An 18,237-nucleotide genomic window follows, 5' to 3' on the forward strand; every position below is an offset into this window, starting at 1 on the left:
CGGCGCGTCGTAAAACTATTTCCTCTCCCCGGCAACTCTTGGTAGAGTAATCAACATCAGCAGGGTCGGATGTTTTAGCCATGGTCGGCTTGGTTCTGAGGAGCTTGGCCATGACAGCGCCTACCGTGCGAGATTTGCGACGCCAGTGGAAGCCTTGCAAAGAGCGGCTCAGTCAGCGGAGTGGGGAGCATCCCACCAACATCCGCTTTCATCGCGCTTGCAGTTGGTTGCAGCGGGCTGAGCAAATCGCCGCGGACGACGATCTTGATCTGGCGATTCTCAGCCAGTGGGTCGCTTTCAATGCGCTCTACGGTCAGTGGGATGGCGCCGAGCGCGAGCCGGTCGCCGACATCCTCTGCTGGCGTCACTTTCTAGAGCGAATGTTAGAACTGGACGAGAGCCGCTTCGTCGTCGACGTGTTGATGGAGCACAAGCCGCTCGTGATGTCGATCTTTGACGACGAGTTTCTCAGCCGCTACTTTTGGCAAGAGCCGTCATGCGAGCGGGCCGGCAAGTCGAAGCGGACGAAGTTCGAATCGCGGACCTGGTACTTGGATGGTTCCTGGAGGCTGATCCTCGAGAAGCTGATGGATCGAATCTATTTCCTCCGCTGCCAATTGGTACACGGGGCGGCAACCTACAACAGTTCCCTCAATCGAACCGCCGCTCGCCACTGTGCCTGGATGATGGATCACCTGTTGCGAGCGTTCCTCCAGGTCTGGATCGAACATGGCTCCGGCGAAGACTGGGGCATCCTCTGCTACCCGCCGCTCCGGTCGCAACTCGAAGACGATTCGCAGCGCGGAACGCCGACGCTTCGCAACGGACGAACATAAAACCATTCGCCCCCCTCTCCACTCTCCCCTCCGCCACTAGCCCGCAGCGCAAGCAAGGGAAAGCGTCCCCCATTCCCAACAGCGCCCAGCGGTGTGGCGCCGCTTGACCAAGTAGTCGACATCAATCCCGCCCCGCCGATTAAATTTGACGCCCCCCTTACTCAGCCAATATCTTTGGACAGAGACAACCAGGACGATAGCTGGTTCTCGTCCACAGAAGGCGATCCGCCGCCGCAACTTATCCGCAGCTCAGTCGAGCCCGAATGATTCAGCGGACCGGAGATTCTTGCCATGAAAAGTTTGCTTCATGCGCTGCTTGCGATCGCCGCGCTCGGCTTGAGCGGTTCGCTTTCCCAAGCCGGCGAAGCGAATGATCTCACCGATCATTCCCAGGAGGTCCTGACGGTTCCGCCGGTTTCCAGCGGCGCCCCCGCGCCAGGCAAACGGGTGGCGATCACGTCGCCAGAATACGCCGGGACCGAAGTGCGTCATTACGTCTACCTTCCTCCGGATTGGGAGAAGAACCGTTCGACGCCGATCATTTTTGAGTACACCGGCAACTACTATCCCGCGAGCGGTTCGACCGGGCGACCCGAAGACGCCGCTTTGGGCTACGGCCTCTCCGGCGGTCGTTACATTTGGGTGTCGCTCCCTTACGTCAACCAGCAGGGAACCGCCAACGAGCCGACCTGGTGGGGAGACGAAGCGGCGACCATTCAATACGCCAAGGTCAATGTCCCCCGGATCATCCAGCAGTTCGGCGCCGACCCCAACGCCGTCTTTCTCTGCGGATTTTCTCGCGGCGCCATCGGGGTCAACTATCTCGGTCTGCATGATGACGAGATCGCCAAACTCTGGACCGCCTTCGTCACGCACGATCATTTTGATGGCGCTAGAGCATGGGTAAAACCGTGGGGCTCGCCACTAGACGCCTATCGTGAAAGCGCGCGACAGCGCCTAGCGAGAGTCGCTGGCCGTCCCTATTGGGTCAGCCAGAACGGCAGCATTCGAGAGACGCAAGCGTTCGTCCAATCGGCTGTCGCCAACTCCGACAATTTCCACTTCGCCGAAATCAACGCAACAGAAATCCTCGGCAGCTTCCCCAACGCAACCGCCAAGTCCGCGCACACCGACCGCTGGCTGCTCAAACCAAGCCGATATCGAAGCGAAGTGTGGACTTGGATGAACAAGGTGGAGAAAAGCGGAAAGCGGAAAGCGGAAAGCGGACAAGAACCAAAACACTAGCCCGAGGCGCAAGCCGAGGGAATGCGCACGCAAGCAAATGACGAATGCCGAAGCTCGAATGACGAATCAAGCACGAAGTCGCGAATGACGAATGTGCCCCCCCAAAAAAACACTAACCCGAGGCGCAAGCCGAGGGAATGCGGTCGAGAAGAAAAGCGGAAAGCGGAGAGCTGAAAGCGGACAAGAAGCAAAACACTAGCCCGCAGCGCCTGCAAGGGAATGCGTCCAACCATCAAAAAACGCCCGCACCCCTCCCCTCCCCCATCAAAACAAATACCACGCACTCCCCACCGCAATCCGCTCCACCGCCGACTCCACTACATACCGCCCCCGCTCATACCGATCGGTATGCCGATAGATCGCTTCCCGCTCCAGCCCGCTGTAGGTGAAAAAGGAGAGGGTGATCCTGCCGGCCTCTTCTGCGTAGGTCGGCGCCCACACGTCCGGCTCCGGGGCGTGCCAGGTCCAATGTTCGCGGTCGCTCATCGCGAGTCGTTCCGTCTGGCGAAAATCTTGGGGGTTCGCGCCGCATTGCCAAGGATCGGCGCCCAGGATCACCTGGGTCGACCAGCGGCAGCCATGCCACATCGCCCCCAACTCTTTCACTTCCCGCGCGAAGATCGACGCCGACAAGTAAGACCACGGCGTCCCATCCCCCTCGATCCCCACCATCACGTCATCGAGCGCCCCGGCCGGCTGCGGCGGCGGATCGACCGACTCCTTGTTCTACTCCGGTTCCGGCTCCGGAAACGCCGCCGTGATCGGCAGCGCCCAGACGACTCCGCGACCATTCCCGAGGTACTGCAACTGATAAGCCCGCAACACCAACCCGGGCCGAAGCCAAATCGAGGAAAAAACGGAGAGCATCTCCATCGGATCCAGCCGACTCACGCTCCAACCGAGCGGAGCGTCCACCGGCTCGCCGCAAGCGCCGGCCGCGGCGGTGCGTAGCGCGTTGACTTGGGTGATGGGGAAGGTTTGCATCTGGGCGATGGTGGCAGTTTCGAACGTGGCGGGCGAATATCGCGATGCGAAACCGTGCTGTTTGTCGAACGACCATCAAGCCGCCGGGTGCGCCCTTTCTGAAAAGAGAGAGAGCAAAGCAACTGAGCCCCCGGCATTTTTTGGGGCGGTGGATTCCCAAAGGATACCGCTCCGCTGACCCGTAAAGTTCCGGTCTTGCGTAAGCGATCTCAGCGACGTTTTCGTCGTCTTCTGGGCCTTGGCTTTCGAGTGGAAACAGCGATTGGCCGTATGTCAATTTCATTAAGAATCTTGAATGCGTCATCGAGGCCAATGCGCATTAGTTCCTCTAGAAGCGAAAGGGCGTTTGCTCTTGTATCTTGAAACCTCTGAAGCGTCATCGCAATGTTCACAAGAATTGGCCCTGGTTCGTAGAGGCTATAAACTACGGAGCTTGGGTCTTGTTTTGAGCCGTTTTCGACTATCCAACGGCAGATCTCTAGGATCTCGTGTCGATAGTCAGGGAGCAACTTCGAAAAAAGTTCCATCGCATCCAACATGAATTGAGGCGCTATCGCGCCGGGATTCCTGCAAAATGCTTGTATCAACAATTCGGTATTTGTTTCGACGGAAAAGTCCTCGGTTGCCCAAAAGACATTTCCAACCGCGTTCGCAATATCATTGGTGGCGAGCGGGATTATTCTGCAAAGAGCGTTGCATGCACTTTGCCTAGCCGCGGTCTCATCCCAAACGCTCGCGGACGTTAGCGCAATGCCCGAGAAGACGAGTTCTTCGTGCCTGTCTCGAGCTTTTGGCAACTCTAAATACTGATTCAGTTTAGTAATGGCCCAGTCATGAGGAGTGCCGCGAAATGCCAGTAACGCTAGAAGTTCGCCATAGGCTTGACAGTGCTTTTCGTCGTCTGACAGGAGTAGTTCGGATAGATAGCTTTGAACAAAGTCTTGTGACAATGAATCACTGATCGAAGCGACAAGACGCATCGCGTGAATAGAAAATCTAATTTCACGCCTAATGCGGAACAATTTGGCAACTGTTTTTTCGCCTAACTCGGAATTGCAATTCTTTGTGCCGATCCATCGAAAGTGTCGACAGAAGAACGTCCAGGTGTCGTGATGTAAATTGCCGTCAACGAGAACATTAAGGTATTTTAGCCACGTATCGAAATCAGGTGATTTTCTGAGAAGCAAGCCATTTGTAAGAGCGACTAAGGGCCAAAAAGAGTTTCTAATTTGCAGCAACTCGACTGCATGCGAATGCCAAAGAAAAGAGGTCAGTTGGTCTGAGGTATTATCGTTCTCACGGACCTTTTGCACATGTACGTTTTGAGTTTCAGAATCCCACGGCATTTGAAGCCACGAAAAAAGCAGAGTGCAAATGTCGTCAGCAAAGCCGGCCTCTTTTTCGCACTTCTTGTAAAGTAGATAAGCGGCTTGGGAGCGGTATTGCTCCGATGCAGGAGAGAATCTCGCATGTTGGCGGATTAGTTCGCATGAATCTGCCATTGAAAAGTCACTGTCCGCAAGGGAGCGGAGCACATCAGCAACCGGTCGCTCTACTCCTTTCTCTAACAATTGAGAAAGGAGGTGGAGGACACGAGGTCGGTCCTCTTTGGATAGCTCGATGAGTTCTTGCGTAGCGGCTCTCGCGCCTCCTTGACATGTCCAGCCGTCCTCTGTTCTGGTCATTTCGTTTGTCGTGCGATCATGTTGCCATGGAACGCTCAGGCACGCTAATAGCAATTGATCGGATGACTCCTTCATCTGGTCCTTGGTGAGTTGAGGGATTTCGTCGATGCGTCCCCAGTGCAAGTCGTTCAACGGGTTCGTCTCGTTCCAGTTTGGAAAATCAGCCTCTTCTTTTTTAATGAAATCGCGAGTCGAGTCGGTAAGGAGTTGAGTCGGAATAGCCTTAAGCAGTATTAATCTCTTTTCTCGGCTCCAATCAGTTTGCTCGTCGCTAACGTCCGATGGATCTATGTATTGCGACCATGACAAGATTGCTGCTTCGAGAGACAGAAACCCTGCGCTATCGAGTTTTTGAGACAACGAGTGAATGAGTGATTTGGAGTCAGCCGAGTCGTCGCTAAGTGCGTTTCCTAGCCAGAGACGGCGGCGGTCTCCCAGCAGATACTCAAGTCCCGAGTGTGGAATTGCTGACGCCGCCTTTGTAAGACCCATCGCAATCAAGCGATGAACGGGAGCGCTTTCGGACTCCCAAGAAGATCTTGTAATCTCAAGGAACTTCTGGGGCCAAGTCTCGGCGACTTTCAAAACTGAAGCCTTAATTGAGTGCGTGACTGGGCAAAAAGTTTCGCTTTGATCGTCATCTAAAGCGGGGAGATATCCTGTGTACTCCCAGACTATTGACGATTGATATCCGCGATGGTGTTCGTCACAGGTTTTGGAAAACCATTCCCAAGTGTGCGTCAAGAATGCTGTTGGTGCTGCTTCTGCGACTGCTGGGAGTTCGTGCCATGAGTTTGGGCGATCAAGGATGTTCGAATGAAATGTGTCGCGCGTAACGGCTTCGAGGAAGACAAGCGGGGCAAGGTCTGGAATGGCCGATGAGATCGCATACACAAGATCTTCAATCCACCAGGTGCGATTTCCGGTGTCTTTGGCCCGGCGGATTATTTTGCGTGCTAACTCGACTTTGCGTGGCGTCCAGTTATCGGTCTCCTGGAGGAATTGACGGGTTAAATCATCTTTCGAGGCGTCATTGCTCCAATGGGCTTCAACTAGTTTGAAGCATTCTTCCCTCGCAAATTCACCGGATTCTAGAAGGATGCCGAGCATGGGCCACAATTCATCGGCATTCCAGTTCATGATGGCAGGAAAATGCGTTCCGTAGAAACGGTCGAACCAAGCTTTATTGCCTCGGATAGCAATTAGTACGCGTCTCTTGAAATGCTCGGATTTCAATTGATTGGCCAAATGAAGTGATTCTCGTTCGTCGGGATTGGTCAACACACCGAGAAAGTCGATCAATAAGTATCGAACGTGTGATCGCAAGTCAGCATGAAATAGTTTTGTGAGTTCCGCATGGTACTTTTCCGTGTGCGCGGATCTAAGGTAGTGAAGTACTGTCCAGATCGTAGGTCGAACGAGAATCGCGTCTTGGCGTTCTAGCACGTGTTCGCAGATGGACTTTTCGGTTTTCGTAAAATGACGTGCTTTTGCGTGTTCTAGTAGCGTTTGATGCTCGAACCCAATTTGGAATCCTTGTCGGCGAAGTACTTTTTCCGCGCAAAGCTTTTCAACAAGTGGAGTCTCTCCTTCAAGTAAGGCTTGGGGCATCCAGAGCGTTTCGTTTTCGATGGCGTATTCCGCAATGCGATATGCCAAGTCACGCAGTTCCGGAGTGTTAAGTCTGCGTGTCCACAACTCGTCGAGCATGGCTTGGTACGAGTCAAACGAGCTAGTTTTTCCGGTTTCAATAAAGCGTTTTAGAAATACGTGCAAATGTTGCGGGTTTCGCAGTATTTTGCGAAACGAGTCCGCCCAATTCGAATTCTCGGAAATCCCGCGATCGTTAAGGAATTCGGAAACACTTTCCCAGTTTGGGAGTTCAAGTTCGATGGTTGTGGGACTAAGAGCGCTGAGTCGAGTATCGTGTTCATATTCAAAAGTGCGGCAGGAGCAGACGACCGACACCTGTGGAATTGTAGAGCATTGATGAATGAATGCGACAACGCGATTCAGCCTGTCCGATGTTAAGTCAACTGTGCTGGCTAATGCATCCAACTGGTCGACCACGACGACGACTCGTGTACGTGACGCTATGGCTTTGATTGCGTCGATAGCAGAAATCTCTTTGCCTATAGTGTTCTTTCCCCAGTTCGCAAATGGAGCACTGTCATCTAGGAGATCCGCTTTGAATGAGATTGCGGTTGCCCCTTGATCGATTGCAAGCTTTGTTAGCCGCGCGAGAAGAGCGGTCTTTCCACAGCCGGGAGGGCCGAGAACGAATAGGACTCGTGATGATCCTTGGTTCGATATGAAATCTACGAGAGTACTTTGCTCGGGTCGATGAATAAATGCATCGTCTGAAACGGAAAATGTAAGCAGTGGTTGAGACGTAAGTCCGAAGGCTGCCACAATTTCATCGATCGTCGGGGTCGGCAATGGATCGAGTTCGCGTATCGGTTCCTGTTCGGCACTTGTTCCGAAAAACATTTCGATAGGAATGTTCGTGAGTATTGCGTGCAAAAACGACGCGGCTGAATCACACGCGAATTGCGTCCAGTGATGATCGCGTTTGTACCCAACGATATCGCTAATTCCCCGTACGCTGAGCAACGGGGTTTCCACATCTGTTCCGTGACGAGCCGCCGAGTAAGCGCCTCCAAGCTCCATTTCGATATGGGTGATTTGTCTGGCGTTGCTTTTCCATTCGCGAAGAACACGTGTGTTCTTTAGCAGAACATTTGATGTTGCCGCTGTACCTATCTTGAAAATTGGCGGACGTGGTCTCTGGGCGTCGGGAAAATGACCTCGCATAATGCGTTGTACTTCAACACGGGTGTCATCCTCGCCGTAATAGCAGTCCGCGTTGATGTTCTCAGCGACAGTGATTTTGGGTTTTTCTTGTCCCAACGAATCTTGATGATTCCACGGCCCAAGTCGATCTCGCCAAGCAGGCAATGTGCTAAGTAACCTCTCAACTGCTGGATGAGCCATTCCGCCACTGGGACGAAATCCCACAGGCTTGTTTTCGATCTCTGCCGTAACCGATAGATCGTGGATGCTGTTTGCAATTAAAACATCGCCGAGCGTGAATTCGGTGTCAGGGACGCCACCGGCTATTCCTGCTAAGACGATCCATTTTGGATGTAAGTCATCGATAATATTTCGTGTCGCCGAGTGGGCAGCATTATGACCTTGATCGTATGTACGGGTAATGACGACTCGCAAACTTCCCCCGCCAGCTGATTTCAGCTCTCGGTATTCATAGTTTTGCTTTCCACAAATTACGGGAATGCATGGCGAGAACCGCTTAAACACTGCTTCGAATTCATCTTCCCGGATCGTAAGAATGGCGAAGTCGACCTTGAAGCGAAGGTCTTCGAAGTGAATGGTTTGTGTCATTGTTACTGCGGCAAAATCTGATTACATTGCGTAATGTGTTGTATGCGGTTTCCTGAAGGTTACCAAAAACTTATTCGGTAGCGAATCACGGAATGCTAAGTGCGATTGGCCCACTTCTTCGACGCACTGAAATGGCAGCCAACTTCGATGTCGATCATCCTGGTGAGATCTCGTACGTATTGGAGTGACGGATAAGAGCGCTCGCGGTGACGCCAGCGGCACACACTCGGTTCATGTTCGTCGTCAATTTGCAACACCGGCCGCATTCATGGCCACGCAAGGCCGTGGCCATGGCACCCGGCCCGGAGCTTGGTGGTTGGTCGTGGTTTTGGCGTTTAGGTTGGGTTATTCTGGGGGCTGCGAATTGCTCGCTGATTTCCGCTTCCTTCCTCCCGCCTTGCTCCCCTTCGACAGGATCTTTCATGCATCGCCCAACGCTTTCTCGTCGTACTCTTTTGAAAACTGGTTTGGCTGCGGGGGCGGCGGTCGCTTTGGCGCCGCTGGGGCGGGCTTTTGGCGCCACTTCGTTTCAGAGCGACTTGCCGGTGAAGGTCGTTACCCACGGGCCGAAGCAGCATTGGTTTGGGTATTACGACAAGCTCCAGTTTGATCCGACCGGGCGGTATCTGCTGAGCATGGAGGTCGACTTTGAGCATCGTAAGCCGACCGCCGAGGATGAGATTCGGCTCGGGATGGTCGACTTGCAGGAGGGGAACAAGTGGACCGAGCTGGGGCGGACGACCGCTTGGGGGTGGCAGCAAGGTTGCATGCTGCAGTGGCTGCCGGGCTCGGACTCGAAAGTGATTTGGAACGTGCGCCGCGACGACGCTTACGGCTCGCGGGTGCTCGATGTGAAGAGCGGCGAGACGCTGGAGGTCGATCAGCCGGTCTATGCCCTTTCGCCCGATGGGAAGAGTGCGGTGACGGCCGATTTTCGCCGGATCAATGACGTGCGGCCGGGCTATGGTTACGTCGGGCTGCCCGATCCGCATGCGGCCGATAACGCTCCGGACGACTCGGGCATTTTCTTCGTCGATCTGACGACCGGCAAGTCAAAGCTGATTCTGTCGCTCGCCCAAATCGTGAAGGTGGGGACGGTGCCGTGGGATGGGCCCGGCGTGAAGCATTATGTGAATCACCTGCTGGTCAACCCGGACGGGACGCGGTTCGAGTTTTTGCATCGCAGCCGGATCGCCGAAGGGAAATGGAAGACCCGGATGCTGACGGCGAAGCTGGATGGGAGCGACGTGCGGGTGCTGGACGCCAACGGGATGACGTCGCATTTCATCTGGCGCGATCCGCAGCATCTGTTGGCCTGGAGCGATCAGCCGTCGCACGGCCCGGCGTTCTACGTTTTCAGCGACGAGGCGCAGCCGACGATCGAAGCGGTTGGGACCGACGTGATGAAGCGGGACGGGCACTGCACTTACTTGCCGAATCGGGACTGGATTGTGAACGACACCTATCCCGACGCCGAGCGGTTCCAGACGGTCTACCTGTACCATGTGCCGACCGGCAAACGAGTCGACGTCGCCAAGTTCCACGCGCCGAAGGCGTACACCGGCGAATGGCGATGCGATACGCACCCGCGTCATAGCCCCGACGGCAAGCAGCTGGTGGTCGACGCCCCGTTTGAAGACCAAGGTCGGCAGCTGCACGTGGTCGACATCTCGTCGATCGTCGGGTAGACGCCACCGCGACGGCGAACAATTCTGCTTGACAAAGCGCACGGAAATGTGGTCGATTTCGTGCGGCTGAGAAAGCGCCGCGTCTATCTATCGGCGGCGCTGCGGGGACGTTGTGCGCGGCGCCCTTTCGGCCAACGGGAGCAACTCCCGCCTCTTTGAAAATTCGTCGCCGTCCGGTCCAGCGTCGGGAGCCAGGTGGATGGGTTGCGCCTCTGAAAAAAAATGCGCGCGGTCCAGTCCACTGTCCGTTTGGGCGCGAATGAATTTTGTCGGTCGAGGAGAGTCCGGCAAAAAAAAGTGCGCGCCGAGTCCAGTCCACTGCCGCTTTGGGTAGGGTGCGTCTGGTCGCACCGAGAACCTGCGCTGACGTGGGATTCTTGCCTCGCGTGGAAACGCAAATGCAGCAAGAGGTTGCGTCGCCAAATGGACTTTTACCGCGCTGCTGGGCCGGGTTGCGGTGCGTCTCGACGCACCCTACGAGAATCGCCGCGGGAAAAAAAATGGGCGTGAGCGGTCCATACTATTGAGGTCCGTTGATGGGTGAGTGGGAGATGCTCGTCCTGTGAAGACACGGCTCACAGAGCCGTGGCACCCAGAAAAAAAGTGGCGGTCTGGTCCAGTCCGGAGGGGGAGATCGCAGCCGGTTTGTGGTGATGGGGGCGGGGGATTTTGCTTTTCGGCAAGGCTTGGGTCGTCGTATGATGAGGGTCCCCTCACATCACCCTCCTATCGAAGAGACCCACCCATGGCTTTCCCCTCTTTACGCGCGACGTTTGTCGCTGGTTTTGTTTGGTTGACTCTGACGACGTTGGCGTCGGATGCGTTCGCCAAGACGATTGCCGTGCCGGGCGACTTCCCGGCGATTCAAGCCGCGATCGATGCGGCCGAAACGGGCGATACCGTGCTGGTCAAAGCCGGCGTCTATCGCGAACGGATCAAGCTGAAGGCCGGCGTCACGCTGAAGAGCGACGGGAACGACACGCGGGGCGAACGCGGGTTGGCTCGCGCCGAAGGGACGATCCTGGATGGGAAAGAGCTGGAAGGCGAAGGCTCGGCGGTGACGATGGCCGCCGACGCGGTGCTCGACGGCTTCACGATCCGCAACTTCGGCCATTACGACGAAGCGGAATGGCAGCGGAATTACGATACCCAGGGGAACCTGCAGTCGCATGAGCACATCGGCGCGAGCCCGGCGCCGGGGATCTCGATCCCGGACGTCACGTGCGTGGTGAAGCACAACCTGGTGCATCATATCGGCGACACGGGGATCGGCGCCTTCGGCAGCGCCGACAGCATGGCGAAACCGCACATCTACCGCAACGTCTGCTACCGCAACATGGGCGGCGGCATCGGCGCGATGCGGCAGACGAAGGCGACGATCGAAGAGAACGACTGCTTCGAGAACTTCTACGCCGGCATCGGACATAACCACGCCAGCCCCATGGTGATCAACAACACGTGCTACGCCAACATCCGGGCCGGCATCGGGATCAGTGAAGGTTCGTCCCCAACGGTCAAGGGGAACCGCTGCTACAAGAACCGGCGAGCCGGCATCGGCGTGCGAACCGAAGCGACGACCAAGCCGATGATTGAAGGGAACGAGTGCTACGACAACGACATGGCCGGGATCGGCGCCGAGGAAGACGCGGCGCCGACGATCGTGAAGAACAAGTGCTACCGCAACAAGCTGGCCGGCATCGGCGTGCGGCATGCAACCGCGGAGATCAGGGAGAACGAATGCTATGAGAATGGAGCGGCCGGGATCGGCTTGGACAACGCCTCCGGCAAGCTGATCGCGAATTACGTCCATGAAAACAAGACGGCTGGACTTGGCTTCGCCAACAGCGATAAGGGCGAGGCGCTGGTAGTGAAAAACCGGGTGATCGACAACAAGCAAGTGGCGATCGGAGTTCATTCCGGCTGGAACGTGACGATGGTTGAAAACGAGATCTCGCGAGCCGGCGGCATGCCCCCGCTGGTGATGATCTTCGCGGATTCGAAGGTGATGATGGGAGGCGATAAGCTGACCGGGGGCGGCGTCGCCGGCGTGCGGGTCGAAGGAGAGGTTCGGATCGATCGCTGCGAGCTCAACGGCACGCAGTTCCGCAAAGTTGGCCCGCCTAACTTCGCAGTCTGGGCCCTGCCTGGCTCGAAGGTCGAGCTGATCGGCAACACGTTCGACAACTGGCGCCATGCGCTGGTTGCGCAAGAGTGCGAGATCTCGGCGGTCGAGAACCAGGTAAAACGCTTCCATCAGACGGCGTTTGTCCTGCAGAACATGACGGCGAAGTCAGAAGTGCTGCGGAACCAGGTCTTCACCGGGGACGCAAAGGCGCAGGTCGTGAAGGTGAACGGGGCCGAGAAGTTTCCGGTGGTGGAGGAAGAGAACGAGATTCGAGCGGAAGATGGGAAGAAGTAGTGAGGAGAAGAAGTTCGCGATGGCCGCTGGGTGATGTAGAATAACGCCACTGCCCACCGGGCGGTCCATTACGATGGTCGCCTCTCCCCTCCCCTCTCATCATGCTTGGTTCGATATGAAATCGCGTTGTCTGCGGAGTCTGCTTGTCCTGACTGGTTTGGCCCTGGGAGCGATGGCTGCGGCCGACGAGTATCCCGTGCCGCCAAACTCGGAACGCTCGACCGAATCGCCCATGGCGCCAAGCGAAGTAGCCGCGACGGCGAAGTTGCCGCCGGGGTTTCGGCTTTCGGTCGTCGCTGCGGAACCGGAAGTGCGGAATCCGATCGCGATGACGATGGACGAACGCGGGCGACTCTGGGTGGCTGAGAACCACAGTTGGGCTGGCGGCGGATTCGGCGGATTCAACGACGACGTTCGCGATCGGATTTTGATCTTTGAAGATGCGGACGGTGATGGAACGTACGAGAAGCGGACCGTCTTTTGGGATCAGGCGCGAAAGCTGACGAGCATTGAGGTTGGCAACGGCGGCGTCTGGGCGATTTGTCTGCCGCAGTTGTTGTTCATTCCCGATCAGGATCGGGACGACGTGCCCGATAGCGAGCCGGTTGTTGTGCTCGACGGGTTCGTCGAAGCGAGCAGCGTTTCGCATACCCCGGCCAATGGGCTGAAATGGGGCCCTGACGGTTGGCTGTATGGCCGCCACGGGATCTTGGGGACGAGTCTGATCGGCAAGCCGGGCGCCAGCGACTCGCAGCGGTTTGCGATCAACACCGGCGTCTGGCGATACCATCCGACACGCGGCGTCGCCGAGCCGGTGATGCACGGGATGACGAACTCGTGGGGTTTCGACTTTGATAAGCATGGTGAGATGTTCGTCATCAACACGGTGATCGGGCATTTGTGGCAAGTGATCCCGGGCGCCCACACCGAGCGGATGTTCGGCCTGGACATCAATCCCCACTCGTATCAGCTGATCAAGCAGGTCGCCGACCATGTTCACTGGGACGAAGGAGAGCGCTGGTCGGACGTTCGCAAGGAATTGACCGACAGCACCAGCGAAGCCGGGGGCGGTCACGCACACATCGGGCTGATGATCTACCAGGGAGACAACTGGCCCGCCGAGTATCGCGATCGCGTTTACACGCTGAACCTGCATGGGCGACGGCTCAATGCCGACATCCTGAAACGCAATGGCGCCGGATACGTCGCGACGCATGGGCCGGACTTCTGCTTCATGCAAGATCCGTGGTACCGCGGGATGGAACTGCTGACCGGGCCGGACGGGAGCGTGCTGATCGCCGACTGGAGCGACACCGGCGAATGTCATGATCATGACGGCGTTCATCACACGAGCGGACGGATCTACAAGTTGACGTATGGCGAGCCCAAGCCACTCGCCCCGTTCGACTTGCAAAAGGAATCGAACGAGGAGTTGATCAAGTTGCTCGGCCATCGCAACACGTGGTGGGCTCGGCAAGCGCGTCGCGTATTGACCGAGCGAACCGCAGCGCAGTCCGCGGAAGAAACGGCGGCGATGCAGGCGAAGCTGAAGCAGCAGTTGCAGGCGGAGAAAGACGCGATCACGCGGATTCGCCTCTTGGAGACGATTGCCACGACCGGCGGCGCCGATGAAGCGTGGTGGATCGAACAACTGAAGAACGACGACGAGTACCAGCGCTGCGCGGCGCTCAAGTTTCTGGTTGACCTTACGACGCAGACAGGCGAAGTTCCGTCGGCGACGGCGTTGCAAGCGCTACAAAAGGTCGCAGCCGAGGATCCATCGGGATTGGTGCAATTACATCTCGCTTCCGCAATGCAGCGACTGCCGGTTGAACTGCGGTGGGAGATCGCAATGCGATTGGCGGCTCGGGACGAGTACGCGCACGATGGCCTCTTGCCGCTGATGATCTGGTACGGCATTGAGCCTGCGGTTCCCCTCGATTTGAACAAAGCGATCGGCCTGATCGAAAAGTCGGCGATGCCGCTGCTGACCGAACTGGTCGCGCGGCGAATGACGCTGGAGATCGAACGCGATCCGGCGGCGGTCGATCAGATGTTGCAGTTGGCGACGGAAGGGAAATGCCGTTATCCCGAAAGCGTGATCCGCGGGATGTCGGCAGGCCTGAACGGTTGGCAGAAAGCGGCGGCGCCGGCCCATTGGTCGGCGGCGGCGAAGAAGTTTGGCCAATCTTCGGACGAAGAAATCCGGACGCAGGTGCAAGGTTTGAGCGTCGTCTTCGGCGACGGCCGCGCGATGGACGAGATCCGCGCGATCGTGACCGACAAGGAGCTGCCGGCCGAAGCGCGACGATCGGCGCTCCGATCGCTGCTGGTGAGTCGCCCGCTGGACTATGTGCCGACGCTGGTGACCCTGCTCGATGACTCTGGGATGACGGTTGACGCGCTGCGTGGTCTGTCGCAGTACGACGATCCGGCGATCCCGACGAAGATTCTGGAACGCTCGGGCAAGTTCGACGCCGCCGCACGCAGCGAGATGATTCAAACGTTGGCGTCGCGACCGAGCTCCGCGCGAGTGCTGCTCGACGCGGTCGAAGCGAAGCGGATTGACGCCAGCGAGATCTCGGCGTTTCAGGCTCGCCAGATCGCTTCGCTCGAGGATGAGGCTTTAACGCGCGATCTGACGCGGCTCTGGGGAGACATTCGCGTCAGCGCCGCCGAGAAGCGTGCGCAGATCGACGCCTATCGCGAAAAGCTTTCGCCAGCGGCGCTGCAACAGGCCGATCTGTCGGCGGGACGCGTGCTGTTCAACAAGACGTGCGCCAGCTGCCATGTGTTGTACGGACAAGGACGTTTGTTGGGGCCGGACCTGACTGGCTCCAATCGGAAAAACCTTGACTACCTGCTGGAGAACGTGATCGATCCGAGCGCCAGCGTCGGCGCCGACTTCCGGACGGTGGTGATCGCGATGGAGGACGGCCGTGTGCTGAACGGGGTGGTCAGCCAGATGAATGAGCGGACGCTGACGCTGCAATCGGCCCAAGAGTCGCTCACGATTGACCGGCAGGAGATCGACGAAATGAAGACCAGCAAGGTCTCGCTGATGCCGGAAGGACAGCTGCAAAAGCTATCGGACGAGGAGACGCGGAACTTGATCGCTTATCTCATGTCGAGCGTTCAGGCTCCACTACCGCAGGAATAATGCGTCCATTTCGCGCCATACGCAACTCTACCGCTTGTATCAATTCGCTCTTTGCGGCAAGGCGCTTTGCCAATAAATGATTGGAAACGGGAATTAATTGCCTAGCGGTTATTAATATCACGTGAAATAATCGGGCGTGTCGATGATATATCGAGCAATCTTTTCCCGATTTTTGACTTGGCATTCGGAGGCCGGCGCTGTCGAACGGCGGTAGCTTCCCTCCTTTCCCCGTTCTTCTCTTTTCATTGAGCGAGCGTGCAATGCGTTACGGATACGGAATGGTTCTTGCGGCGGTCGCGTGCGCCGCATTGATCGGCTGCGGCGGACCGAAAGATACCCTCAATCGTCAAGCGGTCGTTGGCGAGGTGACGCTGAAGGGAGAGCCGCTCGATACCGGGGCGATTCTGTTCGAGCCGCAGGATTCGGCCAACGGTACCAATGGCGGCGCCGTCATCACGGCTGGTCGGTTTGAAATCTCCAAACAGCGCGGTTTGCCGCCGGGCGTCTATGTGGTGCGAGTTTCGAGTCCTGATTCGGCGCCGGTCGTTCTGGCCGAAGGGGAAGCGCCTGGCGATTCGTCGAAGGTAGCGAAGGAACGCGTGCCGAAAACCTGGAACGTCGAAAGCGAGCAAACGATCACGGTCGAAGCGGGAGGCGAAAACAAGTTTGAGTTGGCGATTCCTTAGGGCTGGATGGAATCGATCGCCCCGTCATGCAACCTACGTGTGATCGAATCTTCCTACAGGACATGACCATGACTCCGCACATCAAAAGAAGCGGGTTTACCCTTGTCGAATTGTTAGTGGTGATCGCCATTATCGGCGTGTTGATCGCGCTGTTGCTGCCGGCGGTGCAGCAAGCTCGCGAAGCGGCTCGTCGGATGCAATGCTCGAACAACCTGAAGCAACTTGGCCTGGCGATGCATACGTATCACGATACGTATCAAAAGTTCCCAGCCGGCAACTACTCATGCTGCTGGGGAACGTGGCAGCTGGCGATTTTGCCGCAGCTGGAACAGGGGAATCTGTACGAGCAGTACGATCAGTCGAACAAATATGACGACGCCTATCGCTACAGCGCCTCGATCAACATCGGGGTTGCGAAGCAACGAATTGCGACGCTCACCTGCCCGAGCGACGAACCGAACGCCCCGATCAGTTCGATGACGTCGCACAACTACGCGGCCAACTACGGAAACACCGGCTATTCGCAGCAAGCGACGCTGAACGGCGTCACGTTTGGGGGAGCTCCGTTCGCCCCGAATTCGGCGACGACTTCGCTTTACTACGGTTTTCGGGACGTGGTCGATGGAACGTCGAACACGATGCTGATGGCGGAAGTGCTGCAAGGAAAGCGGACTGACTTGCGCGGTTTCTCGTGGTGGTCGCTCGGCTCGAACATTACCGCTTACTTGTCGCCCAACTCCTCGCAGCCTGACTCGTTTAGCGGCGGCGACTGCATTAGCATGCCGGAGCAAAATCTCCCCTGCATTACATCGACCACCAGTAATCCAGCGGCGCTCGCATCGCGCAGTCGCCATCCCGGCGGCGTGCAGATCTTACGCTGCGACGGTTCGGCCCGGTTCATCTCCGAGAACATCAATCTCGACACTTGGCGCGCGCTGGCGACCACGCGCGGCGGCGAAGTGCTAGGCGATTTTTAGTCGCTAATACAAACGCTTTTCCTATTCGCTTTATCTTTTCATCTGGGGATCGACAAACGTATGACAATGACTCGAAAAAGAGCTCGCGGTTTCACGCTCGTGGAACTGCTGGTGGTGATCGCGATTATCGGCGTCTTGATTGCGCTGTTGTTGCCGGCGGTGCAGCAAGCTCGCGAAGCGGCTCGCCGGATGCAGTGCTCAAACAACCTGAAGCAGCTAGGGCTGGCGATGCACAACTATCACGATACCTACGGGACGTTCCCGTACGGCTCGATCGGTTGCTGCTACGGCACCTGGCAAGTCGCCATCTTGCCGCAACTAGAGCAAACGGCGCTCTACGACAACTACGACTTCACGCTGAAGTACACCGGCAATACCTACGGCAGCTCGGCGAACATCGACGTAACCAGCAAACGACTGGAGATGTTAACCTGCCCCAGCGACTCGCCGCGCAACAACGTCTCTTCCAGCGGAACGGTCGGGGTCGCGTCCCACAATTACGCCGTGAACTTCGGGAATACCGGGTACGCTCAACAAGACGACCTGAACGGCGTTAAGTTCGGCGGCGCCCCGTTCTCCTACAACGGCAGCAATGCCAAAAAGATCTACGGTTTCCGCGACGTCGTTGACGGCACCTCCAACACGATGCTGGCGGCGGAAGTGCTGCAGGGGGCGGAAAGCCCGCTCGATTTGCGCGGCTATACCTACTGGGGAGACGCCTCGGGCTTTGAAACGTACCTGGCCCCCAACTCGTCGCAGCCAGACGCTCTCTACACCGCGACCTATTGCACCAATCAGCCCGAGCGGAATCTCCCCTGCGTCGTTGCGACCGGCAGCTACCCGACGATGTTCGGTTCGCGCAGTCGACATCCAGGGGGCGTGCAGACCGTTCTATGCGACGGCTCGGCTCGCTTCGTTTCGGAGAACATCAAGCTTGATACCTGGCGAGCCCTGTCGACCACGCGAGGCTCCGAGGTGCTGTCGGAATTTTAATCGCTTGTTGCAAAAAGAATTCGCAAACGCTAAGTCCGCGTCGGCCCGTGCTGACGCGGACTTTTTCGTGCGCCGGTGTGGTTTGCCGCACCTGATTTTCACTTTTTCAAAATAAACCGCCGAGGTGTGCGAATAATGAGTGTGCGCCCCTACTGCGCCCCG

General features: G+C 57.1%; 11 protein-coding genes. 8 read left to right on the forward strand and 3 right to left on the reverse strand.

Annotation, left to right across the window (positions count from 1 at the left end):
- Positions 1–110 precede the first annotated feature (110 nt).
- Both LOC68_RS24665 and LOC68_RS24670 read left to right on the forward strand, forming a co-directional pair.
- Positions 111–836, forward strand: coding sequence for a HEPN domain-containing protein (locus tag LOC68_RS24665; protein WP_230223870.1), 726 nt, complete (start codon positions 111–113; stop codon positions 834–836).
- A 291-nt stretch (positions 837–1,127) separates the two neighbouring features.
- The gene (locus LOC68_RS24670; protein WP_230223873.1) at positions 1,128–2,081 is read left to right on the forward strand and encodes a hypothetical protein; all 954 of its coding nucleotides are present in this window, start codon (positions 1,128–1,130) and stop codon (positions 2,079–2,081) included.
- A gap of 264 nt (positions 2,082–2,345) precedes the next feature.
- On the opposite strand, the gene LOC68_RS24675 is transcribed toward LOC68_RS24670, so the two are convergent.
- The 3 genes from LOC68_RS24675 to LOC68_RS24685 all read right to left on the reverse strand — a co-directional run bounded on the left by LOC68_RS24675 (position 2,346) and on the right by LOC68_RS24685 (position 8,152).
- Positions 2,346–2,756: a hypothetical protein gene (locus LOC68_RS24675; RefSeq protein WP_230223875.1), complete on the reverse strand. Its 411-nt coding sequence runs from the start codon at positions 2,754–2,756 to the stop codon at positions 2,346–2,348.
- Positions 2,757–2,807: 51 nt separating this feature from the next.
- Positions 2,808–3,065: a hypothetical protein gene (locus LOC68_RS24680; protein ID WP_230223877.1), complete on the reverse strand. Its 258-nt coding sequence runs from the start codon at positions 3,063–3,065 to the stop codon at positions 2,808–2,810.
- A gap of 209 nt (positions 3,066–3,274) precedes the next feature.
- Positions 3,275–8,152 (reverse strand): phosphorylase family protein, encoded by a 4,878-nt coding sequence (locus tag LOC68_RS24685; RefSeq protein WP_230223879.1) that lies wholly within the window; start codon positions 8,150–8,152, stop codon positions 3,275–3,277.
- Between the two features lie 422 nt (positions 8,153–8,574).
- Here LOC68_RS24685 and LOC68_RS24690 point away from each other — a divergent pair, with 422 nt between their 5' ends.
- The 6 genes from LOC68_RS24690 to LOC68_RS24715 all read left to right on the forward strand — a co-directional run bounded on the left by LOC68_RS24690 (position 8,575) and on the right by LOC68_RS24715 (position 18,075).
- Positions 8,575–9,840 (forward strand): hypothetical protein, encoded by a 1,266-nt coding sequence (locus tag LOC68_RS24690; protein WP_230223881.1) that lies wholly within the window; start codon positions 8,575–8,577, stop codon positions 9,838–9,840.
- Between the two features lie 745 nt (positions 9,841–10,585).
- A complete protein-coding gene (locus tag LOC68_RS24695; protein WP_230223883.1) occupies positions 10,586–12,259 on the forward strand; it encodes a right-handed parallel beta-helix repeat-containing protein in 1,674 nt (557 codons plus the stop codon).
- A gap of 115 nt (positions 12,260–12,374) precedes the next feature.
- On the forward strand, positions 12,375–15,419 hold the full coding sequence (locus tag LOC68_RS24700; protein WP_230223885.1) for a PVC-type heme-binding CxxCH protein: 3,045 nt from the start codon (positions 12,375–12,377) through the stop codon (positions 15,417–15,419).
- Between the two features lie 260 nt (positions 15,420–15,679).
- Complete coding sequence (locus LOC68_RS24705; RefSeq protein WP_230223887.1) at positions 15,680–16,105, forward strand: hypothetical protein; 426 nt, start codon at positions 15,680–15,682, stop codon at positions 16,103–16,105.
- 68 nt (positions 16,106–16,173) lie between these two features.
- The gene (locus LOC68_RS24710; RefSeq protein WP_230223889.1) at positions 16,174–17,082 is read left to right on the forward strand and encodes a DUF1559 domain-containing protein; all 909 of its coding nucleotides are present in this window, start codon (positions 16,174–16,176) and stop codon (positions 17,080–17,082) included.
- 66 nt (positions 17,083–17,148) lie between these two features.
- Positions 17,149–18,075 (forward strand): DUF1559 domain-containing protein, encoded by a 927-nt coding sequence (locus LOC68_RS24715; protein WP_230223892.1) that lies wholly within the window; start codon positions 17,149–17,151, stop codon positions 18,073–18,075.
- The last annotated feature ends 162 nt before the right edge of the window (positions 18,076–18,237 follow it).

The sequence above is a fragment of the Blastopirellula sediminis genome (assembly GCF_020966755.1).
GTDB lineage: Bacteria > Planctomycetota > Planctomycetia > Pirellulales > Pirellulaceae > Blastopirellula > Blastopirellula sediminis.